Consider the following 20,944-nt stretch of genomic DNA (forward strand, 5'->3'; position numbering starts at 1 on the left):
CCGCCGAACCGCCCCGCCGGCCCGCGGCCGAACCGACCCGCGCGTACGGCGCGATCGGCAGTGCGGAGACTCACACCGAACAGCCTGTGGCCGAGCAGGATTCGACACCGGGTTCCGACTACCGCACCCAACTGCTCGACCCGGCGCAGTTCGGCGACGGTCCCGACGTGACGGCGCGATCCGGTGCCGACACCGCCCTCGGATCGGACACGGATCTGCAGCCCGGTGAGAAGACCGAACTGATCGACGTCTCCCAGTTCCGAACCGGCGGCGCCGATCGCACGCCCGGCGCCGAGGACAACACCCGTTTCCTCGACGTTTCGCAGTTCGGCACCGTCGCGCAGGCAGCGGGCGATACCCAGTTCCTCGACGTCGGCCGGCCGGACGACGAGGACTACGGCGACGACACCCGCTACGCCGACGATCTGCGCTACCGCGACGACGCTCGCTACGACGAGGACGACCGATACGACGACGACCGATACGACGAAGCCCGGTACGAGGACGACGACCGCTACGCCGACGACTACTCCGATGACGAATATGCCTTCGCGGCAACGGGTTCGGAAGACGCGCGACCCGCGAAGCGCTCGCGATCGGTCGCGGTTCCGGTCGTTCTCGGCGTCCTGAGTGCGGCGGTCCTGGCCGGCCTCGGCGTCGTCGGCTGGCAGGTCTTCGGCTCGTCGGGCGGCAACGATCACCCGGCCACCGCGGCGGGGCCGGCCGCCCCGGCGGTGACCGCCCAGCAACCGGCGACCAGCTCCGCGCCGACCACGACCGCGGCGCCGACCACGACCGGCACATCGGCCAACCTTCCGGTCGGCGCGACGCCGTGCTCGCAGACATCGACGTCGCAGGGCTCGTTCGGCAAGACCGCGACCGGATCCGAGGTGACCTCCTGCGGTTTCGCGGAAGCGGTGCGCAAGGCGTACGCCCAGGCGGCCGAATCACGCGGCGCGACCAGCGCGGCCACCGCCGAGGCCAGCACCTCGATCATCGCGGTGAGTCCGGTGACGGGCCGGTCCTATCCGATGACCTGCACCAGCTCGGGAAAGGTCGTCACCTGTACGGGCGGTGACAACGCGGTGGTCTATGTCTACTGACCCGACGCCCACCGGGCGCCAGGGTCGGCGGCGGTTGTTCTTGGCAGTTGTCACACTTCTCGTTTCGGCGTGCGCGGCACACGGTGCCGCGGTCAGCACCGGCCCGGGCCTGGCCCGGCCGGCCACCGACATGGTGCGCCCGGCGCCCGCTCCCCACTCGTCGCTCACCCTGCCCAGCGGTCTGGTGGCCGGTTTCGCCAACCTGCGCGCGCAACTACCGGGTCGTATGGGCCTGGCGGTGATGGCCGTGGGCGGCGACCACGTGATCACCCTCGGCGACTGGACCACCGGCGTCGCCTGGTCGACGATCAAGGTGCCTCTCGCCCTCGCGGCGCTGCGCCGGGATCCGGTCGGGCTGGCCGATGTCGCCCAGGCCGCCATCACCGCCTCGGACAACGATGCGGCGCAAGCACTCTGGATCGCGCTGGGCGGCGGCGAACCCGCGGCCGAAGCGGTCGAGGCGGTGCTGCGCGAGGCCGGCGACACCACCACCGATGTCGCCGACCGGCACAATCCGGATGCGCGCCAATCCATCGACGACCCGATGGTTTTCGGCGCCACCCAGTGGAGTCTGGTCGATCAGTTACGCTTCGCCGCCCGGCTGCCGTGCCTGCACAACGCCTCACGGGTGGTGGATCTGATGCAGCAGATCACCGACAGCCAGAGCTGGGGCCTGGGTTCGTTCGTCGGCGCCGAGTACAAGGGCGGCTGGGGGCCCGACGACGACACCGGAGCCTATCTGGTCCGCCAGTTCGGCCTGGTGCCCACCTGGTCCGGCCAGCTCGCGGTAGCCCTTGCGGCACAACCGGATTCGGGATCCTATGATGACGCGGTCGAAATGATGGACCGGATGTCGGCGCTGCTGTCCGAACACGTGCACGAACTGCACGGCGGCGAATGCGAGCGGTGATTGCGCAGTCGTCTCATATGCGCCGCCGACGGTCCGCGCATTTGACCCGCGGGCCGCGACCGCACACAATTCCTCGTCTGACGGATGGTGCCGTGCGGGGCCGTCCGCACGATGTGGAGGTGAACGGGTGCACGCACCACTCCGGCCGAGCACGAAGCGGGCCATGGCTTTTCGAGTGTGCCGCTGCGCGGCAGCGCTGCTCGGGGCGAGCCTGTTACTGAGCCCCGCGGCCTGCTCGAACGCCACCGACACCCCCGCCGCGACCACGACGACCCGGGCGAGCACCTCGTCCGCTCCCGTCACGATGTTCGCGCTGCCGGGTTCACTGGCAGCCGATTTCACCGCGCTGCGACCGAGTCTGGACGGACGCGCCGGTATGGCGATCATGCCGGTCGGCGGCCAGCGCACCGCACAGATGGGCGATTGGACCACCGGGCCGTCCTGGTCGACGATGAAAGTTCCGCTGACCCTTGCCGTTCTGCGCACCAACGGCAACACCAGCACGTATCAGATGTCGGCGGCCATCACCGAATCCGACAACTCCGCGGCCGACGGGCTGTGGCAGGCGCTGGGCGCACCCGAGGCCGCGGCCAAGGCGGTGCAGTCGGTGCTGCGCGAAGGGGGCGACACCACCACGACCGTCCCCGCGACCCGCTCGCGTGCCGAGTACTCCGCGTTCGGGCAGGCCGACTGGTCACTGGCCGACCAGGTGCGCTGGGCGTCGCGGCTACCCTGCCTGCCCGATGCCGACACCGTGACCGCGCTGATGGGCAAGGTGGTCTGGGGCCAGCAGTGGGGCCTCGGGCATCTGGACAACACCCGTTTCAAAGGTGGCTGGGGACCGGATCCGAGCGGCAACTACCTGGTCCGCCAGTTCGGCCTGCTGACCACACCCAACGGCGACGTCGCCATTTCCCTTGCCGCCCAGGCGACCTCGGGCACCTTCGACGACGGCACCCAGATTCTCAACAAGATGGCGGGCCTGATCACCAAACATCTCGACGACCTTCCGGCCGGACACTGCGCACCCGCGCAATAGCACCACTGCGCACCCGCGCAGTAGCATCAGCGCACCCGCGCAATGACTCCTTGCTGTGGTAGCCGGTTGCTGTAACCGCCGGTTAACGGGGGCGGGGCTGCGCCGCGCGCCCGGGCGCGGCAAGATAGCGGCATGCGCATCGGAGTCTTGACCGGAGGCGGGGACTGCCCAGGCTTGAACGCGGTCATCCGAGCTGTCGTTCGCACTGCGAACGGCCGCTACGGTGACGCGATCGTCGGCTTCCAGGACGGTTGGCGCGGGTTACTGGAGGATCGCAAGATCCACATCCACAACGACGACCGCACCGACCGGCTGCTCACCAAGGGCGGCACCATGCTCGGCACCGCCCGCACCAATCCCGACGTGCTGCTCGAGGGACTGGGCCGCATCAAACGCACCCTCGACGACAACGGCATCGACGCCCTCATCCCGATCGGCGGCGAGGGCACCCTCACCGCCGCGCACTGGCTCTCCGACGAAGGTGTGCCGGTGGTCGGCGTGCCGAAGACCATCGACAACGACATCGACTGCACCGACACCACTTTCGGCCACGACACCGCCGTCAGCATCGCCACCGACGCCATCGACCGGCTGCACACCACCGCGGAATCACATCAGCGCGTCATGCTGGTGGAGGTGATGGGCCGCCACGCCGGCTGGATCGCGATGAATTCCGGCATCGCCTCCGGCGCCCACCTCACCCTCGTCCCCGAGGTGCCCTTCGACGTCGACGAGGTGTGCACGATGATCAAACGCCGCTTCCAGCGCGGTGATTCGCATTTCATCTGCGTGGTCGCCGAGGGCGCCAAACCCGCCGAGGGCTCGTTCCACCTGCGCGAGGGCGGGGTCGACGAATACGGCCACGAGCGGTTCACCGGTGTCGCCCACCAATTGGGCGTGGAGATCGAGCGCCGCATCGGCAAGGAGGTCCGCACCACGGTGCTGGGCCACGTACAACGCGGCGGCAAACCCACCGCCTACGACCGGGTTCTCGCCACCCGTTTCGGCCTGCACGCCGCCGAAGCGGTCCACGCCGGTCAGTTCGGCCAGATGGTGGCGTTGCACGGCACCGAGATCGGCCTGGTATCGCTGGCGGAGGCGACGAAGCAGCTCAAGCTGGTGCCCAACGATCGGCACGGGGAAGCCGCCGCCTTCTTCGGGTGAGCGAGGTCCGCCGGCCGCCCCGGCGGCCCAGCTTGCCTAGGCCATGGGCATCTCGTTGCACCAGGTGTCGAACTCCTGGTACGTCTTGCCCTCCTCCAAGCTGGGCCAGTACTGGTTGTGCGCGACGATCAGATACCGCGACCGCGTCGAATCCCGGAAGGCGATGACCTTCCAGAATTCGTTCGGGATCGCGGAGTCGGCCGTCTTCCACATGTAGCTGTCGTATTCGACGTCGCCACCCGTGACGCCCGCTCCCTTCCGGTTCGCGGGCAACCCCGCGATCACGCGTTGCGCATCCGATGACGAGTCGTAGGACAGGACGGCGTATTCGGGCTTGTCCACCGCTCCCCAGCAGTCCCAGGCCGCGGTCCACGAACCCAGACGGAGATCGGCGGCGTCGCCCGGCGTGCGCAGAGTCTTGCCGTCGGTCTCACGGAAACAGGACTGGCCGTCGTATCCGTCGCCGCTGCTCCCCGTCCCCGAGGGCTTCACCAACTGCGGGAAAGTCGACTTCATGGCGGCGAAATCGTTGCCCTTCGAATTCTTCTGCAGCACCACCACGACGATCGTGACGACGATGGCCACCACAACGAGCACGGCGACGATGATCGCCGCCACCATCGCGCCCGAGCGCTTCGGCGGCTGCGGCCGGTAGCCCGAGCCCGGGGCGGGCGGGTAACCGGGTGGCGGCGCCGAATACCCTGCGGGAGAGTGGGTCGCGGGCGGCATCGGCACCCGAGCGGACGCGGCATTCGCCGGGCCGGCGGTGTTCGCGGCCGGCGAATACTGCTGTCCCCCACTGGGAACCACGGTAGGCACGCGAGCACCGTTCGCAGGCGGGTACCCCTGCGTGTGGGTGCCGGAATGCGGTCCGGCGGGCACGCCTGCACCGTTCCCAGGGGGGAATCCCTGCGTGTGGTTACCGAGCTGCGGTCCGGCGGGCACTCGCGCCGAGTTCCGAACGGGCGACGCTCCGCCCGGCCGGACGAGTGTCGGGGCCGCACCACTCATCGTCGGCATCCCCGCCGGCGCGTTCAGCGCCGCGCGCGCCGCGGCGGCGAATTCCATACAGCTGCCGAATCTTTCGGACGCCCGCTTGGCCATGGCGCGGGCGATCACCCCGTCCATCGCCGGAGACAACCCGGCACGCCGCGCGCTGGCGGGCGGGACCGGCAGTTGCAGGTGGCCGCGGATCACCTCGGTGGGATGTTCGGAGTCGAACGGCCCGGTTCCGGTGAGCAGCCAGTACAGGGCGCACGCCAGCGAGTACTGATCGGAGCGGTGGTCGAGTTCGACACCGGTCATCTGTTCCGGTGAGGCGTAGGCCAGGGTGGCGGTGAACATGCCGGCCTGGGTGAGGTGCGTGGAATCCTCACGCAGACGGGCGATTCCGAAATCGGTGAGGAAGACCCGCTCCCCCTTACCGCTCACCGCCCGGGCCAGCAGGATGTTGGCGGGCTTCACATCTCGGTGCAGCACACCGTTGCCGTGCGCGTAATCCAGTGCGTCGGCGACACCTTCGACGATCTGCACCGCACGCTCCGGCGGCAGCGTCAGCGGATCGACCGTGGCGGCATCGACACCGTCCACGTATTGCATGCAGATCCACAGCTGATCGTCCTCGACGCCACGGTCGTAGACGGCGACGATGCCGGGATGGTCGAGTTGCGCGCACAGATCGGCCTCGCGTTCGAAGCGGGCGCGGATCTCGGCATCGGTGTAGAGCTCACGATTCAGCAGTTTCAGCGCGGTCAACCGGGGCAGACGCGGATGCCGCGCCAGATAGACCGATCCCATCCCTCCCTGACCGAGCAGTCGCTCCACGGTGAAGCCGGCGAACACGTCACCGTTGTTCAACACCTACGTTCCCCCTTCCGGCGACGTACCAGGTGGGGATCCTACCCGGATCGCTCAGCCCGGCGTGACCAGGCCGGATTCGTAGGCGATCACCACGGCTTGCGCGCGGTCACGCAGATCGAGTTTGGAAAACACCTTGGACACATGGGTTTTCACGGTCTGCTCGGCGACGAACAGCGCCTCGGCGATCTCGGTGTTGGACATGCCCTTGGCGATCAGCTCGAGGACTTCGCGTTCGCGCGGGGTCAATGCGTTCAGGGCCGGGGCGGGTCTGGGGCGGGCGCGGCGGCGAGTGACATCGGCGATCAACCGGCGGGTGACCGTCGGCGCGAGCAGCGCCTGCCCCTCGGCCACGACGCGCACCGCGCGCACCAGTTCGTCGGCGGGTGCGTCCTTGAGCAGAAAACCGCTGGCGCCCAGGCCCAATGCCTCGTACACGTAGTCGTCGATATCGAAGGTGGTCAGCATCAGTACCCGCACCGGCGGATCGAATCCGGCGGCCAGGATGGCGCGCGCCGCCTCGAGCCCGTTCATCTCGGGCATGCGCACATCCATCAGCACCACATCGGGTCGCAGCCGTTTGGCCTCGGCCACCGCGATCGCGCCGTTGGCGGCGTCGCCGATGACGCTGATATCGGGCTGGGCGGCCAGCAGCGCACCGAACCCCTGCCGGACCATCGCCTGATCGTCGGCGATCAATACGGTGATGGGCATACCCGCCTCAGAGGAATCTGATGATCGACAGCAGCCCCGCCACCAAGCAGTAGACCGCGAACGGCAGCAGCGTGCGGGACTTGAAGAACCGCTCCAGGAATCGCACCGCGAACCACGCCGCGAGGCCGGCGACGATCGCGCCGACCAGCGCCTGACCGTGGATTCCGGCGGCCTCCGGACCGGCCAGTTCCGGCAGTTTCAGCACACCGGCGGCCAGGATCACCGGGGTGGCGAGCAGGAAGGCGAATTTCGCGGTGTCCTCGTGGTCGAGTCCGCGCAGCAGACCACCGACCATCGTCAGGCCGGAGCGGCTGAATCCGGCCAGCAGCGCACCGGATTGGGCCAGGCCGATGCCGAGGGCATCCTTGACCGACAGCGCCGCGAGCCGCTCGTCGGAGGGGACCTCGAGATCCTCCTGGAGGGCCACGCCCCGCGCCTGCGCGTCGGCGCGGGCCTCGTCCGCGGCGAAGCGGCGACCGTATTCGGCCAGCGAGGGTGCGTTGCGCCGCCGCAGGCCCTCGCCGACGATCAGCACCACACCGTTGAGGGTGAGGAAGATGCTCGCGTAGATCGGCGTCGCGAACATCGTGCGCAGCGGATGTTCCAGCAGCAGCCCCAGCACACCCACGGGGATGGTCGCCAGCACGATCAGCCAGGCCAGCCGCTGCGACGAGGTCTCGATGCGCCGGGTGCGCAGCGTGGTCACGAAGCCGACGATGATGTCGCGCCAATCCCGCCAGTAATAGCCCAGCAGCGCGATGGCGGTCGCCACGTGCAAGGCGACCACGAAGGCCAGGTACGGGGTGCCGTTCTCGGAGTCGCCCTCGGTGACCAGTTTCTCCCAGCTGCCGCCCAGCCAGGCCGGCACCAGCACGGAATGGCCCAGGCTGGAGATGGGGAACAATTCGGTGACGCCCTGCAGCGCGCCGATCACGATGGCTTGGAAATAGGTGAGCATCGCCGCTAAGTCTTACACGACGGCCGGCTCAGTTCCGCGCGCCCGGCAGGGCGGTCGCGGCGGCCGCCTCGACGGTTCCTTCCTCGACGTGGATCGGTAACCGCGCATACACCTGGAAGCCACCTTCGGAGCGCGGGCCGGCGGCCAGCATGCCGCCGATGGATTCCGCCCGGGCCCGCATACCGGAGATGCCGCTGCCGTCCGAACTTCCCACCGGCGCCCCGCCCGTCCCCGCGTCGTTCGCCACCAGAACCTCCACCGCCTGCCCGGCCACCGTCACGGTCACGGTGACCGCCGCCCCCGGCGCATGCCGGGAGACATTCGACAGCGACTCCTGCACGATCCGGTACAGCGCGAGACCGACGGTATCGGGGACCGTGGCCAGCGGACCGTCGATGGTCCAGTCGATGTGCACACCCGCGCGGCGCACGCCGTCCAACATCGACACCACGTCGGCGGCGACCGGCTGCGGGGCGTGTTCGGGCAGCTGACCGTCGCTGCGCAGGACGCCGAGCATGCTGCGGATCTCGTTGAGCGCCTCCCGGGCGGACGCCCCGATGGAGTCGAATTCCGCACGGGCCGCCTCGGACACGTCCGGCACCCGGTAGGGCGCGGTCTGTGCCTGCACCACGACCATCGACATGTGGTGGGCGACCACGTCGTGCAGATCGCGCGCGATGCGGGCCTTCTCCTCGAGGATCGCGCGGCGGGCCCGTTCCAGTTCGTTCTGCTCCTCCTGCCGCACCAGCGCCTGCCGCGACAGCACCAGCCAGCGCACCAGCAGACCGAATCCGACCAGCCCGGTCATCGCCAGCGGCCAGCCGAACCCAGCCTCCGCGAACGAGCCGGTTCCGGCCATGGTGGTCGCGAACAGCAGTGACGACGCGATCCAGGCGATCAGCACGATCTGCATCGGCGCCCGCACCGCCACCGCGAACAGCAACGCGAACAACACCAGGATGTGGACGACCTGGAACGGCAGATCGTTGCCCGGCTGATGCGGGATGGCCAGCGCGATCAGCAAGGCCGCACCGGCGGAGATGGCCCAGCCCAGAGCCGGATTGACGCGGATCAGCACCAGCGGGAATACGGCCAGCGCGGCGATGAACGGCTGTGCGCCGGCCGGCACCTGATGGGTGAGGTGCAGGGTGGGCCAGCCGACCGCGAACAGCGTTCCCACGACCACCACCGTCGCCATGTCGAACCACAGCCGCGCCCGGCCCGGAGTTCGCGCCGCCGCCCGCGCCTGCCGCGCCACTCGTATCGCCCGTGTCATGGTGACGAGCCTAGGAAGTCGCCGGCGATCCGTCCTCACCCCCGGGTTCGACATCCCACCCCCTACCCCGGTATGACACCGCTGCCCGCGCGCACCCCGGTAGCGGTACCGAAATCGATCCGCAGCGGGAGGTGTGCGCCGGTTCCCGATTCCTACCTTCGACCGCTATGAGCAATATTGCGGATGCGGGCGGGTCGCCGCGCGGGGACCGCGGGATCGCGGTGGTCGTCGCTGGGCCGCGCGAGGGCGATCGGGCGGGGCACGGGCACGACGGTAAGCCGTCGCCCGCCATGACGGATCCGACCCGGACGCGCGAGTTCGGCGAAAAGCATTGGCGGAGTGGGAATTTGCGCGCGCTCTTCGCATTCGGCGCCGTTGTCGCGGCGCTGATCGCGATACTGGTGTCGTTGTCGCCGGGGGCCGGAGCGGCCGAGGCCGGGCCCGCGCCGGAGAGCACGGCCGCCGCGGATGCGGTGCGGGCGCTGACCGGTGACCGGCCGGAGCTGGCGGTGATACCCGCGGATTTCGCTGCGACACAGGGGTATCGGCCGATGCTGCTGTCCGGTATGCCGGTCGACCCGTCCGGCGAGTGCTCCTCACCGATTCCGCTGCCCGCCGAATTCGACACCGCCTGCAAGGCCCACGACCTCGGCTACGACCTGCTCCGCTACGCCGAAGTCGGGGGCCATCCCCTCGGTCCGTGGGCGCGCCGGGCCATCGACAACGCCCTCGAAACCCGCATGTTCGCCGCCTGCGATTCGCGCGGCGATCTGCTCGCCCGCACCCGCTGCACCACGATGGCGACGATCGCCACCGCGGCGGTGGATCTGAACTCCCGCCGCCAGAACTACGCCGCGCCGATGCCCGAATACCTGTTCGGCCGGCAGCTGTCCGGAACGGAACTCGGACCGCAGGTGGTCCACGTCCTCGCCCGGCTCGCCATGGTGCTGCTGATGGTGGCGGCGTTGTTCGCCATCGTCCGCCGCACCATCCGGCCGCGCCGGGCAGGACAACGTACAGCGTCACCGGTGACTCGGTGGTCGCCGTGGTCGGATTCTCGTGGCGCATCGGCCGGGCGCATGTGGAGCCGGCGCTCGGGTGGGAGTACCGGCTATCGCGACGGGCGCGTTCTCCCCGCACGCATCGGTGCCGCGGCATCGCGGACCGCACGAGGGGCGCGCGAATGGTTGTCGCGCAACGCTGTTCAGCTACGCGGCGTTACCGTGCGAGGTGTCGACGGGATAGGCCTGTGGCCCGGCACTCCGGCGACAGTGGCGGCGGGAGGCGGCGCATGGGCGCCGGGGCAGGCGCGGCCGGCCGTTACGGCGCTGGAACTCTCACCGTTGCGGCGTCCGGGTGCCGGCGGGACGACAGGCACAACACCGTCTTCCCACTCTTTCGAGCGGGCGCGGAATGCACTCGGCGCGGTTATCCGCCGCCTCGTCACCATCGGCAAGCCCCGGACCGGAACCCTGGTGGCCTCGGCGGCGGGGATTTCCGCCTCGCTGGCGCCGGGGCTACTTCCGCGCACCTCGGTCGCGCAGGCGTTGCTCACCGCCCTGCTGGTACTCATCGCGCTCGGTGTGGCGGGACTGGGCCGGAAAGTGTTGGGACACTGGGTGATCGATACCGAGGCACGGACGAGGCGGTTCCGGAAATCGATCGTGATCGCATGCTGTGCCGTGGCCGGTACCGCGCTCACCCATGCCTGGTACTGGCAGAACCGGCTGCGGGCGGCCATGGATTTTCCGCCGGTCGGTGTGCGGTACTGGCTGCATTGGGCGATCGGCGTCGTCGCGGTGGTCGTTCCGATCGTACTCATCCTGCGCGGATTGCGCTGGGCGGCACGGTATGTGGGACGCCTGCGGGCGGCGGCACTGGTCACCGCCACCGTCCTGGCCTGCCAGTTCGCCCTGCTACCGGCCGTCGTGAATTGGCAGCGGTCGGCATTCGCCTCGGCCGACGCGGCCATGGACCCGACGGTGGTGCGGCCGGTCTCCTACACCCGCTCGGGCAGTCCGGAATCGGCCGTGAGCTGGTCCTCGCTCGGAGCGGAGGGGCGCAAATTCGTCGCCGAACGCGGCCGATCGGTCCGCGTCTACATCGGCATGGATTCCGCGCCGGATCTCGATTCCCGTGTCGCCCTGGCTATTCGGGAGATCGAAAGGTCCGGCGGATTCGATCGTCGGCACCTCGTGGTGATGGTGCCTACCGGATCGGGGTGGCTCGACGCCGGCGCCGCCCGCGGCCTGGACGAGCGGTTCGACGGCGACGCGACGCTGGTCGGCATGCAGTATTCGCAGGCTCCCAGCTGGGCGACCTTCCTGTTCGCCCGAGCCGACGCCGAGCGCTCGGCGCGAGCCCTGTTCACCGGAATCGAACGACACCTGGCCGGCCTGGCCCATCCACCGAAGCTCTACGTCTACGGCCAGAGCCTGGGCGCGACCGCGGGCAGCGCGATCTTCGCCGACGATCGCGACGAAAGCGCCCGAGTGTGCGCCGCACTGTGGGCGGGCCCACCGGCCTCGGCGGTGCACCGTGGCGGCGCGACCGTCCTCGCCAACTCCTCCGATCCGGTGGTGCAGTGGTCGCCGCGATTGCTCTGGCGCGCACCCGATCTCACCGGGACCCGCCACGACGCACCACACCCGATGTGGCTGCCGGGGCTGAGCTGGGTGCAGACCACCGCCGATTTGCTCTCCGCGCTCGCCCCGGGCCCCGGCCACGGCCACCGCTACGGATCGGATCAGGGCACCGCGCTCGGGAGCTGCTGACGTCGATGCCGCAGCCGGGGGCGGTCACGGCATCGGCTCCCACCCAACCGACCACCGTGCCCGCCCGGCCCCCGCCGTGTGCTATACCGGTTCTCGCAGGTCAGAACTGTAAATCGGCGGAAGGACGGCATGGACAAGCCCACGAATCTGGTGGAATTCGAGACCATGCTGCTCGGCCGCTACACCATTCACCCGCGCTATCGCCGCGACGGCACCCGCCTCGATCGCAGCGCCTACCTGCTGCTCAGCCGGCTCGCCATCGAGGGCCCGATGTCGATCGGTCAGCTCAGCGAGGCGTTCGGCCTCGACGCCTCCACGCTGAACCGGCAGACCGCGGCACTGCTGCGCGCCGGACATGTCGAGCGGATCCCCGATCCCGAGGGCGGAATGGCCCGCAAGTTCCGCATCACACCGGCCGGCGAGGAGAATCTCGACGCCGAACGCAACGCCAACATCGAAGGCCTGGGCCGCGTTCTGGAGGGCTGGTCCCCCGACGACGTCGCGCGCTTCGCCGACTATCTGCAGCGCTTCAACACCGATATCGAGCGGCTCGACGGCCGCCCGTGGCCGCGGCCGTAACCGGCCGATCGGCGCGGCGGCGTGACCTCCTCGGTACGCCGCCGCATCCGGGCGGAACGGGCCCGCCGATCGGCCGCGCTCAGGCGATCGGACCGCGCGCGGCCTCGTAGGCGGCGCCCACGCGGTAGAGCCGGTCGTCGGCCAGCGCCGGCGCCATGATCTGCAGGCCCACCGGCAGGCCGTCGTCGGCGGACAGTCCCGACGGCACCGACATCGCGCAGTGCCCGGCCAGGTTCGTCGGGAGCGTGCACAGGTCCGACAGGTACATCGCCAGCGGATCGTTCACCTTCTCCCCCAGCTTCCACGGCGTGAACGGGCTGGTCGGCGAGACCAGCACATCCACGCTCTCGTAGGCCTTGTCGAAGTCCTGGGCGATCAGGGTGCGCACCTTCAGCGCCTGACCGTAGTAGGCGTCGTAGTATCCGGCCGAGAGCGCGTAGGTGCCGATCATGATGCGGCGCTTGACTTCCGGGCCGAATCCCGCCTCGCGGGTCAGCGACATGACCTGCTCCGCGGAGTGACTGCCGTCGTCGCCGACACGCAGGCCGTACCGCATCGCGTCGAACCGAGCCAGGTTGGACGACACCTCGCTCGGCAGGATCAGGTAGTAGGACGCCAGCGCGTATTCGAAGTGCGGGCACGACACCTCGACCACCTCGGCGCCCAGATCCTTCAGCTGCGCCACCGCCGCGTCGAAGGAGGCGAGCACACCCGGCTGGTAGCTGTCGGAATGCAGTTCCTTGACCACGCCGACCCGCACCCCGGCCAGATCGCCGCGCGCACCCGCGCGAGCGGCCTCCACGAGCGCCGGAACCGGCACATCGCGCGAAGTCGAGTCCTTCGGGTCGTAACCGGCGATCACCTCGTGCAGCAATGCGGTGTCGAGCACGGTGCGACCGCACGGGCCGCCCTGGTCCAGCGACGACGCGCAGGCGACCAGGCCGTAGCGGGACACGGTGCCGTAGGTGGGCTTGGTACCGACGGTCGCGGTGACCGCGGCGGGCTGACGGATGGATCCGCCGGTGTCGGTGCCGATCGCCAGCGGCGCCTGATACGAGGCCAGGGCCGCCGCCGAACCGCCGCCGGAACCGCCGGGGATCCGGCTGGTGTCCCACGGGTTGCGGGTCGGGCCGTAGGCGGAGTTCTCGGTGGACGACCCCATCGCGAACTCGTCCATGTTCGTCTTGCCCAGGATCGGGATGCCGGCGACGCGCAGCTTGGCCGTCACGGTCGCGTCGTAGGGCGATACCCAGCCCTCGAGAATTTTCGACGCGCAGGTGGTCGGCATATCCGTGGTGGTGAAAACGTCCTTGAGCGCCAACGGAACTCCCGCCAGCGGCGAGGCCACGGTGCCCGCGGCGATCGCGGCGTCGACCTCGGCGGCGGTCACCAGCGCCTGCTCACCGGCCACGTGCAGGAAGGCGTTCAGTTCACCGTCGACCTCGGCGATGCGCTGCAGATGCGCCTCGGTGACCTGCACCGAGGACACCTCGCGGCCGTGGATCTTCTCCGCCAGCTCGGCCGCGGACAGTTTCGTCAGATCGCCGCTCATCACTCGCCTTCTCCCAGGATCTGCGGAACCATGAACCGCTGCTCGTCGACCGCGGGGGCGCCGGACAGCGCCTCGTCCGGGCTGAGCCCGGGGACGACCACATCCGGGCGGGTGACGTTGGCGGTCGGGTTCGGCGACGCGGTGGCCGGTACGTCGGCGGCGACCTCGGTGATGACCTGCACGTGACTCAGGATCGAATCCAGCTGACCGGCATACAGATCGAGCTCTTCGTCGGTGAGGGCGAGCCGGGACAACCGGGCGAGGTGTGCGACCTCGTCGCGGGAGATGGCGGACACCGCGAATCCCCTTTCGGCAGGTTGGTGCGTGTCGATGGCGCAGGGCGCTGCGCATGGGACAGCCTAATGGGGTCAAGGCCCGGAGGCGGCAGCGGATGCGTAACCACGCAGGGCCTCCCCATTAGGCTCGGACAACACAGCCTAATGGGTGCGCGTTGTAGCCATCCGGTCACGGTCGGGCTGCGCTGTTCGTTCCGGTGCTCGCCGGAAACAAGGTTGACATCACAACGTCATCGGAACGGCACTGGCACGGCACCGGGTGTTCGGCCGACAATGTATGTGGCGTACCTCACTGCCCCGGCTTCGAATCGTTTGCTGGAAGCAGTGGGTGTAAGTATTGCGAGACTCGGGTATACGTCCGAAAGTCTCGGTCGCACAGGAAAGGAAGGCAAGCACGTGTCATATCTGCTTCGCGTGCAGCTTCCGGATCGCCCAGGAAGTCTCGGTTCACTCGCAGTAGCGCTGGGCTCCGTCGGCGCCGACATCCTCTCGCTGGATGTCGTCGAACGCGGCGCAGGATATGCGATCGACGATCTGGTGGTGGAAGTTCCGTCGGGTGCACTGCCCGACACGTTGATCACCGCGGCCGAATCGCTCGCCGATGTGCGGGTCGATTCGCTGCGTCCCTATTCCGGCATTCTCGACACCCATCGCGAACTGGAGCTGATCGACCAGGTCGCCACCGCGCGCGACGACCGGCTGCAGGTGCTGGTCGACGGCGTCCCGCGCGTGCTGCAGGTCGGATGGAGCACCGTGATGGATCTGGGGCCGCACGGCGGCGGCCAGCGTCTGGTCGGCAGCGCCAGCGCACCCGAGACGCAGGCCGGCAGTGTGCCGTGGATGCCGCTCGAGAAGCCGACGGCCCTCGATCCCGAGGCCGACTGGGTCCCGCAGATCTGGCGGGACATGGACACCAAACTGGCGGCCGCCCCGCTCGGCAACACCGGTAAGGCGCTGCTGCTCGGCCGCCCCGGCGGGCCGGAATTCCGTCCGTCCGAGGTCGCACGGCTGGGTTATCTGGCGGGCATCGTCGCCACCGTACTGAGCTGAAACGGTTGCGGCGCAGCGCCTTCGGCGATCAGGAGCTGCAAGTGGCGGCTCCTGCTCGCCTCGCGCCGTCTACGCCTACGCGCCGGGCGTGAGTTCCAGCCGCATCACGGTGAGCGGCAGCCCGGCGTCGGTGTGCCAATCCCGTTCCGGCACATGGGCGAAACCCATCCGCTGGTAGATGCGCCGGGCGTCGGCCATCCCGGGCATCGTGGTCAATACGACGGCGGCGAAGCTCTCCGCCCGTGCCGTCTCGACGACGGTGCGGACCAGGGCGGTGCCGACGCCGGCGCCGCGGGCGCGCTTGGCGACCGCGAGCATGCGGAACTCCAGCTCACCGGTCCGCGCGATATCCGCGTACGGGGTGCCGGGCCGCGCGATGGTCAACGAACCGAGCAGGTCTCCGTCGCGCTCGGCGACGAGGACCTCGGCTTCGCGCGCTCTGGTCTCGGTATCGGAAAGTTCGGCCACATAGGGGCTTTCGGAATGCACATGCCCCTCGCCGACATAGGTGTCGACCGTCAGCTGTGCGATCGCCGCGAAATCGTCCGGGCGGGCGCGGCGAATCCGCACCCGCGTATCCCACTGATCCATGCTCAGTCCGATTCGTCCTCGGTATCCGACTCCGGCCGCACCGCATCGGGCCCCTCCGCCAGCAGCGTGCGGAACCCGTCCTCGTCGAGAATGGGCACGCCCAGTTCCTCCGCCTTGGCCGCCTTGGACCCCGGGGCGTCACCGATCACCACGAAAGCCGTTTTCTTCGAGACGGATCCGGCCGCCTTGCCGCCGCGCACCAGGATCGCCTCCTTGGCCTCGTCGCGGGAGAACCCTTGCAGCGAGCCGGTGACCACGATCGACAACCCCTCCAGGTTGCGTTCGATGGATGCGTCGCGCTCGTCCTCCATCCGCACTCCGGCCGCACGCCACTTCTCGACGATGGCGCGGTGCCAGTCGACGGTGAACCATTCCTTCACCGCGGCCGCGATGGTAGGGCCGACGCCGTCGACCGCCGCCAGCGCCTCGGCCGACGCCTCTTCGATCGCCGCCATACTGCCCAGCTCGGCAGCCAGGGCGCGCGCCGCGGTCGGCCCGACGTGGCGGATGGACAAGGCCACCAGCACCCGCCACAACGGACGGTCCTTGGCGGTGTCCAGATTCTGCAGCAGGCGTTTGCCGTTGGCCGAGAGCGTGCCGCTCTTGTTGACGAAAAGCGTTGTGCCGAGCAGCTTTTCCTCGCTCAGGTCGAACAGATCGCCCTCGTCCGAGATCGCGCCCGACTTCAGCAGGTCGATCGCCGCCTCGTAGCCCAGCGCCTCGATATCGAAGGCGCCGCGCCCGGCCATGTGGAACACCCGCTCCCGCAGCTGCGCGGGGCAGTGCCGCTGGTTCGGGCAGCGGATATCGGCATCGCCCTCCTTCTCGGGAGCGAGTTCGGTGCCGCATTCCGGGCAGTGGGTGGGCATGACGAAGCGCCGTTCACTGCCGTCGCGCACGTCGACCACCGGGCCGAGCACCTCGGGAATCACATCGCCGGCCTTGCGGATGGTGACGGTATCGCCGATCAGCACACCCTTGCGCTCGACCTCCGAGGCGTTGTGCAGCGTGGCCATCGCGACCGTGGAACCGGCGACGGTCACCGGTTCCATCACCGCGAACGGCGTGACCCGGCCGGTGCGGCCGACGTTGACCTGGATGTCGAGCAGGCGGGTGGTGGCCTCCTCGGGCGGGTACTTGTAGGCGATGGCCCAGCGCGGGGCACGCGAGGTGCTGCCGAGGCGGCGTTGCAGGGTGAACTCGTCGACCTTGATCACCTGGCCGTCGATTTCGTGCTCGATGTCGTGGCGGTGCTCGCCCCAGTAGCGAATGCGCTCGACCACCGCGTCGGCACCCTGCACGCGCACGGTGTGCGCCGAGACGGGCAGCCCCCAGACCGCGAGCGCCTGATACGCCTCGTACTGGGAGGACGGGCTGAATCCGACCATCCGGCCGAAGCCGTGGCAGATCATGCGCAGCCGGCGCCGGGAGGTGACCGCCGGATCCTTCTGCCGCAGCGATCCGGCGGCGGTGTTGCGCGGATTCGCGTACGGCGGCTTGCCCTCGGCGACGATCGCCGCGTTCAGATTCTCGAAGTCCTCGAGCCGGAAGTACACCTCACCACGCACCTCGAGCAGTTCCGGAATCGGGAATTCCGTTGTGGGCGTGAGCTGTTCGGGGATGTCTTCGATCGTGCGCGCGTTGAGGGTGACGTCCTCACCGGTGCGGCCGTCGCCACGGGTGGCGCCGCGCACCAGCCGGCCGTTCTCGTAGACGAGGTTCAGCGCCACACCGTCGATCTTCACCTCGCACACGAAGTGCGTATCGGCGCCGGTTTCGGCGACCACCCGGCCGATCCAGGTGTGCATCTCGTCCTCGTCGAACACGTTGTCCAGCGAGAGCATGCGCTCGAGATGGTCGACCGCGGTGAATTCGGTGGCGAAGCCGCCGCCGACCAGCTGCGTGGGCGAATCGGGCGTGCGCAGGTCCGGATGCGCCTCCTCCAGCGCCAGCAGCCGCTGGAACAGCGCGTCGAACTCGCCGTCGGAGATGATCGGCGCATCGCGCACGTAGTACCGGAACTGGTGTTCGCGCACCTGCTCGGCCAGCTGCTGCCATTCGGTGCGCTCGTCGGCCGTGGCCGCCTCGGCGGCGTCGGCCGCCTCGGCGGCACGTGCGTCCTCGATCCCGGTTTCGCTCACCTCTGGCACATTAGCCCAGCCCACCGACATGCTCGTGGACCGTTCGGGCACGTCGGAATCAGGCGTTCACGGCGGCCCGGACCTCGTCCGGCCAGGACGGGGGCGCCGATTCGAAGGTGCGATCCGCGTTCGCGAGCACCGCCCGGCCCATCGCGTAGTTACCGGTGCCGCCGATGATCGCACCGAGCCCGGCGGGCAGCGCCCGGCCGAACAGCAACGCCCCGCGCTTGGCGATGAAGCCGACGATGAATTTGCGCGCCATCGGGTTGTCGATCGAGCGGACCACCGGGAGTTTGTCCGCCACAGCCGAGGCCCAGTCCTTGGCCGACTGCCCGGCGCCCTTCCCGAGCAGCTGCGCCCCTCCCTCGCCCAGGACCACCGCGGCCACGAGCGCCCGGCGCTGCTGCTGCGACATCGCGCGCATCCCGTGCAACTCCCCCACCGAGACCGCGTAGAACGCCGAGGCCTCCATGAAGAAGACCGATTCCACGCCGCTGGCCGCCAGTCCGATGACGGTGCCCACGCCGGGCACCGCGGCCGACAGACCCGCGAGTGTGCCGCTGACGGTCACCGCCCCCAGATAGCGCCACCGCAGGCCGGCCTCGATGTCCTCCGGCGTGCGCTCCGGATGCTTGCGCCGCAACCGGTCGACGTACTTGGCCGCAAGCGGCTCCTGCACCCCCGTCCCCGCTCGCACGAAGGTCTCCACCGACTTCTGCACTACCCGCTCGAACATCCCGGAGGGCCCCTTTCGTCGACACCGGCGACCTTACGGAGATCGCACCGTTCGTGTCCTATCGACACGAACAGGGCGAACGTCACCGCGGCCGCCGCACTTTTCGCACCGAAGCCGTCGCGACCGCCGGGCCCGGGGGCACGGCCTCGCGACAACTCCGCTCGGCAGTGCGATTACCCGCACGCCGGTCGTTCACGCGCCGATGTGCCGATGCCCATGCTCGGGATCAGAGGAGTTGACTGTCTCGGCACAGGCTCGAACCGCGCGCGGAGGGCGGCGCCCGGTGGGTGCCGGGGTCGAAGGACCACGAATCCGCGTCCGCGGCCGGCCGCCAGAACAGCAGACCGTCCCCGGCCGCGGCGACTTCGTAGACGTTGTCGCGGCCTTCGATCAGCTGGTCGCCCACGCAGTAGTCGGTGTATTCGGTTCCGGGTTGCCGGGCTCCCGGGCTGAAATGCCCGGCGGGCGCGCTCGCCGCACCCGGATTGGGCACCGTGCTCGGGCCGGGGGCCGCGGCCCCGCGGATCCATCGCGCCGCGCCGGCGGCGTCGATCCCGCAGCTGTAACTCCACCCGCCCGCGGTGACGATGTCTCCGCGCGGATGGGCGGTGTCGGCCCAGAGGCATTGCGCGGCAGCCGGTTCGACGGCCTCGCGGGCGAGCGACCCAGCAGCGCCACCAGGGGCCGCCGCCGCGATCGCACCGGCGAGGGCGATGCCTGCCGCCGCTACTCGTGCGCACTGCACACCGAATGCCACGTTCATGTTCTTCACTCCTCGCAGTCGTGGTGCCTGGAAATAGGAGTGGTGGTTACGCGCCGCCGCACTCGATCCGACTCGTGGCGCGTAACCGGTGGTGTGTGTAACCGCCCTGCTATCTAATTGATGGCGGCACAGTTCTCGGCAGGCACAGTCTCCGCAGACCCGATCGGCCCTGGATCAGGCCGCACCGAACGCGGTGACATCGGAGAGGAGGGCGGCGGCAGATGAGCGGGCATCCCGAGCCGGCGCCGCCGTCCCGCGACGACCACGCCGACTGGGAGGAGATCTTCCACGGCAATGTCGACTGGGTGTACGCGCTGATGCTCGCGAAGGTGGGCGCCGCGCCCGACGCCGAGGAGCTGACGACGGAGGTGTTCATGACAGCGCTGGAACCATCGCCCATCGGCGCATCACCCCTCGATGCGGAACCGTCGCAGGTTCCGGTGCTGCTGCGCGATACCGCACGCTCGGTGCTGGCCCGCTACTGGCTCTCGCGGGTGGGCCGGGAAATCACCGTGATCGACGCCGACCCGCCCGCCACCGCCTCGGCCACGCCGGCCGCGGCGGTCGGTGATCTGCTCGCCGAACTGCCGGAGCCCTATCGGCGCGTCCTGGAATTGCGCTTCCTGCAAGGACTTTCGATACAGGACACCGCGGCGCGGCTCGGTGTCGGCGTTCCCGAGGCCGAGGCACGCCAGCGTCTGGCGTTGCGATCGGCCGCCCGTTCCGGATCAGGAGGCTCGCTGTGAGCAGCAAAGACGTGGAGCGCTACGTCGACGACATCCTGGCCGGCCGCAGCCCGCGCGGTTTCCGGCCCGACGATGACGACGCCGCCCAGATCCGCGCCGCGATCGCGCTGCGGTCGGCCCGGACCGGTGCGGGCAGTCCCGACGAGGAGTTCATCACCCGGCTACACCATCGCCTGGCCGAGGACCTCGACGAGCCCACCGCCGATCCGGGCGCGCGCACGCGGCGTCCCACCCGGCGCACCATGCTGATCGGCACCTCGGTGGCCGCCGCGGCCGCAGCGGGCGGGGTGATCGACCACACGCTGCTGAGCGGATCCGGCGAGCCGAAAGTTCCCGCCGCACAGCAGACGCTCGTACCGTCGCACGGAACCTGGCAACCGGTCCTCGCCAGTACCGAACTTCCGGACGGCGCGACCGCACCGTTCGAGCTCGGCGCGGTCAACGGCTTCCTCCGCCGCCGCGGCGGGATGGTCTACGCGCTGTCGGGAATCTGCACGCACCAGGGTTGCAAGTTGTGGCTGGACGCCGCCGCGGCGCGCCTGCGCTGCCCGTGCCATTCGACCTCCTTCGGTTTCGAGGGTGAGGTCGTGACTCACGAACTGCCCCGCACGCCGGCTCCGCTGCCGCGGCTGCAGGTTCGTGAATCGAACGGCTCGATCGAGGTGTTCGCACCGGAGAAGCCGGCGTGACGGCGT

At 69.6% G+C, this 20,944-nt stretch carries 18 protein-coding genes and 1 pseudogene; 9 read left to right on the forward strand and 10 right to left on the reverse strand.

From position 1 onward, the window contains the following. The 4 genes and pseudogenes from AC5592_RS32520 to AC5592_RS32535 all read left to right on the forward strand — a co-directional run. Positions 1–1,103, forward strand: a pseudogene (locus tag AC5592_RS32520) (hypothetical protein); the annotation flags it as partial. A 40-nt stretch (positions 1,104–1,143) separates the two neighbouring features. Beyond that, on the forward strand, positions 1,144–2,013 hold the full coding sequence (locus AC5592_RS32525) for a serine hydrolase (RefSeq protein WP_232329656.1): 870 nt from the start codon (positions 1,144–1,146) through the stop codon (positions 2,011–2,013). Between the two features lie 163 nt (positions 2,014–2,176). Next, complete coding sequence (locus AC5592_RS32530; RefSeq protein ID WP_063066387.1) at positions 2,177–3,052, forward strand: serine hydrolase; 876 nt, start codon at positions 2,177–2,179, stop codon at positions 3,050–3,052. Between the two features lie 132 nt (positions 3,053–3,184). Further along, positions 3,185–4,216 carry an ATP-dependent 6-phosphofructokinase gene (locus AC5592_RS32535; RefSeq protein ID WP_063066388.1) on the forward strand — a complete coding sequence of 344 codons (1,032 nt, stop codon included), beginning with the start codon at positions 3,185–3,187 and terminating at the stop codon, positions 4,214–4,216. Positions 4,217–4,252: 36 nt separating this feature from the next. On the opposite strand, the gene AC5592_RS32540 is transcribed toward AC5592_RS32535, so the two are convergent. Genes AC5592_RS32540 through AC5592_RS32555 form a run of 4 tightly spaced genes read right to left on the reverse strand, consistent with a single transcriptional unit; the run spans position 4,253 to position 9,021 of the window. Next, positions 4,253–6,076 carry a serine/threonine-protein kinase gene (locus tag AC5592_RS32540; protein WP_063066389.1) on the reverse strand — a complete coding sequence of 608 codons (1,824 nt, stop codon included), beginning with the start codon at positions 6,074–6,076 and terminating at the stop codon, positions 4,253–4,255. Positions 6,077–6,127: 51 nt separating this feature from the next. Beyond that, on the reverse strand, positions 6,128–6,787 hold the full coding sequence (locus AC5592_RS32545) for a response regulator (RefSeq protein WP_063066390.1): 660 nt from the start codon (positions 6,785–6,787) through the stop codon (positions 6,128–6,130). 7 nt (positions 6,788–6,794) lie between these two features. After that, positions 6,795–7,745 carry an undecaprenyl-diphosphate phosphatase gene (locus AC5592_RS32550; protein ID WP_063066391.1) on the reverse strand — a complete coding sequence of 317 codons (951 nt, stop codon included), beginning with the start codon at positions 7,743–7,745 and terminating at the stop codon, positions 6,795–6,797. Between the two features lie 28 nt (positions 7,746–7,773). Next, positions 7,774–9,021, reverse strand: a complete 1,248-nt coding sequence (locus tag AC5592_RS32555; RefSeq protein WP_084507546.1) for a sensor histidine kinase — start codon at positions 9,019–9,021, stop codon at positions 7,774–7,776. 167 nt (positions 9,022–9,188) lie between these two features. Between AC5592_RS32555 and AC5592_RS32560 the strand changes: the two genes are divergently transcribed. Then, complete coding sequence (locus tag AC5592_RS32560) at positions 9,189–11,795, forward strand: alpha/beta-hydrolase family protein (RefSeq protein ID WP_232329657.1); 2,607 nt, start codon at positions 9,189–9,191, stop codon at positions 11,793–11,795. Between the two features lie 129 nt (positions 11,796–11,924). Beyond that, positions 11,925–12,374 (forward strand): MarR family winged helix-turn-helix transcriptional regulator, encoded by a 450-nt coding sequence (locus AC5592_RS32565; protein WP_036503940.1) that lies wholly within the window; start codon positions 11,925–11,927, stop codon positions 12,372–12,374. A 79-nt stretch (positions 12,375–12,453) separates the two neighbouring features. Here the strand turns inward: AC5592_RS32565 and gatA are convergent, their stop codons facing one another. Continuing rightward, on the reverse strand, positions 12,454–13,926 hold the full coding sequence (gene gatA / locus AC5592_RS32570; RefSeq protein WP_063066392.1) for an Asp-tRNA(Asn)/Glu-tRNA(Gln) amidotransferase subunit GatA: 1,473 nt from the start codon (positions 13,924–13,926) through the stop codon (positions 12,454–12,456). Next, entirely contained in the window at positions 13,926–14,222 is a 297-nt protein-coding gene (gene gatC, locus AC5592_RS32575) for an Asp-tRNA(Asn)/Glu-tRNA(Gln) amidotransferase subunit GatC (RefSeq protein ID WP_036503944.1), read from the reverse strand. The genes gatA and gatC overlap by 1 nt, the downstream gene beginning before the upstream one ends. Positions 14,223–14,618: 396 nt before the next feature. On the opposite strand from gatC, the gene AC5592_RS32580 reads away from it, so the two are divergent. Beyond that, positions 14,619–15,272 carry an ACT domain-containing protein gene (locus AC5592_RS32580; protein WP_036503946.1) on the forward strand — a complete coding sequence of 218 codons (654 nt, stop codon included), beginning with the start codon at positions 14,619–14,621 and terminating at the stop codon, positions 15,270–15,272. A gap of 75 nt (positions 15,273–15,347) precedes the next feature. On the opposite strand, the gene AC5592_RS32585 is transcribed toward AC5592_RS32580, so the two are convergent. From AC5592_RS32585 to AC5592_RS32600, 4 genes are all read right to left on the reverse strand, one after another. Continuing rightward, on the reverse strand, positions 15,348–15,863 hold the full coding sequence (locus AC5592_RS32585) for a GNAT family N-acetyltransferase (protein ID WP_063066393.1): 516 nt from the start codon (positions 15,861–15,863) through the stop codon (positions 15,348–15,350). Between the two features lie 2 nt (positions 15,864–15,865). Next, a complete protein-coding gene (ligA, locus tag AC5592_RS32590; RefSeq protein ID WP_232329658.1) occupies positions 15,866–18,004 on the reverse strand; it encodes an NAD-dependent DNA ligase LigA in 2,139 nt (712 codons plus the stop codon). Positions 18,005–18,062: 58 nt separating this feature from the next. Next, on the reverse strand, positions 18,063–18,740 hold the full coding sequence (locus AC5592_RS32595) for a hypothetical protein (protein ID WP_063920438.1): 678 nt from the start codon (positions 18,738–18,740) through the stop codon (positions 18,063–18,065). 226 nt (positions 18,741–18,966) lie between these two features. Beyond that, positions 18,967–19,503 (reverse strand): hypothetical protein, encoded by a 537-nt coding sequence (locus AC5592_RS32600; RefSeq protein ID WP_063066394.1) that lies wholly within the window; start codon positions 19,501–19,503, stop codon positions 18,967–18,969. A gap of 221 nt (positions 19,504–19,724) precedes the next feature. Between AC5592_RS32600 and AC5592_RS32605 the strand changes: the two genes are divergently transcribed. After that, complete coding sequence (locus AC5592_RS32605; RefSeq protein WP_063066395.1) at positions 19,725–20,249, forward strand: RNA polymerase sigma factor; 525 nt, start codon at positions 19,725–19,727, stop codon at positions 20,247–20,249. Then, positions 20,246–20,938: a Rieske (2Fe-2S) protein gene (locus AC5592_RS32610; protein WP_063066396.1), complete on the forward strand. Its 693-nt coding sequence runs from the start codon at positions 20,246–20,248 to the stop codon at positions 20,936–20,938. The genes AC5592_RS32605 and AC5592_RS32610 overlap by 4 nt, the downstream gene beginning before the upstream one ends. The last annotated feature ends 6 nt before the right edge of the window (positions 20,939–20,944 follow it).

The sequence above is a fragment of the Nocardia violaceofusca NBRC 14427 genome, from assembly GCF_963869435.1.
In the GTDB taxonomy this organism is placed as follows: Bacteria; Actinomycetota; Actinomycetes; order Mycobacteriales; family Mycobacteriaceae; genus Nocardia; species Nocardia aobensis.

Coding starts and splice junctions, on each gene's coding strand:
- AC5592_RS32600 (WP_063066394.1), bottom strand. CDS start 19,503: ATGAACGTGGCATTCGGTGTGCAGTGCGCACGAGTAGCGGCGGCAGGC.
- AC5592_RS32605 (WP_063066395.1), top strand. CDS start 19,725: ATGAGCGGGCATCCCGAGCCGGCGCCGCCGTCCCGCGACGACCACGCC.
- AC5592_RS32535 (WP_063066388.1), top strand. CDS start 3,185: ATGCGCATCGGAGTCTTGACCGGAGGCGGGGACTGCCCAGGCTTGAAC.
- AC5592_RS32555 (WP_084507546.1), bottom strand. CDS start 9,021: ATGACACGGGCGATACGAGTGGCGCGGCAGGCGCGGGCGGCGGCGCGA.
- AC5592_RS32550 (WP_063066391.1), bottom strand. CDS start 7,745: ATGCTCACCTATTTCCAAGCCATCGTGATCGGCGCGCTGCAGGGCGTC.
- AC5592_RS32565 (WP_036503940.1), top strand. CDS start 11,925: ATGGACAAGCCCACGAATCTGGTGGAATTCGAGACCATGCTGCTCGGC.
- AC5592_RS32545 (WP_063066390.1), bottom strand. CDS start 6,787: ATGCCCATCACCGTATTGATCGCCGACGATCAGGCGATGGTCCGGCAG.
- AC5592_RS32530 (WP_063066387.1), top strand. CDS start 2,177: ATGGCTTTTCGAGTGTGCCGCTGCGCGGCAGCGCTGCTCGGGGCGAGC.
- AC5592_RS32585 (WP_063066393.1), bottom strand. CDS start 15,863: ATGGATCAGTGGGATACGCGGGTGCGGATTCGCCGCGCCCGCCCGGAC.
- gatA (WP_063066392.1), bottom strand. CDS start 13,926: ATGAGCGGCGATCTGACGAAACTGTCCGCGGCCGAGCTGGCGGAGAAG.
- AC5592_RS32560 (WP_232329657.1), top strand. CDS start 9,189: ATGAGCAATATTGCGGATGCGGGCGGGTCGCCGCGCGGGGACCGCGGG.
- AC5592_RS32595 (WP_063920438.1), bottom strand. CDS start 18,740: ATGTTCGAGCGGGTAGTGCAGAAGTCGGTGGAGACCTTCGTGCGAGCG.